This is a genomic window from Flavihumibacter cheonanensis (assembly GCF_022352215.1).
Classification (GTDB): domain Bacteria; phylum Bacteroidota; class Bacteroidia; order Chitinophagales; family Chitinophagaceae; genus Flavihumibacter; species Flavihumibacter cheonanensis.
In genome coordinates, this window is sequence record NZ_JAKRWF010000150.1 from 1 (window position 1) to 285 (window position 285).

1 protein-coding gene is annotated in these 285 nt (G+C 64.2%); it reads left to right on the forward strand.

Features of this window, described 5'->3' with window-relative positions; genetic code table 11:
• The coding region (locus tag MD536_RS21485) for a hypothetical protein (RefSeq protein ID WP_239603833.1) at positions 1–285 on the forward strand (285 nt) is incomplete at both ends.

Consider the following 285-nt stretch of genomic DNA (forward strand, 5'->3'; position numbering starts at 1 on the left):
GGCGTTGCAACTGGCGTGCACCAGCCTGTTTCGCAGTTTCCTCGATGAGGTGTTGCAGGATTTTTTCCAGCGCGCCGTGGAGCGCCTGGGTGAAGCGGGCCAGGACGAGTCGAGCTTCCTGGAGCGCACCCGCTACGACTATGGCGCCCAGGAACTGTTGCAGCGCCGCAGCCGGATCGAGGACGATTTCTTCAACGCCATACGCGGTCGCATCCAGCATATCGGACCGGCGGAAGCATCCACTGGGGCGCCGGCGGCGAACAAGCTGGCCCTCGTCGACGAAGG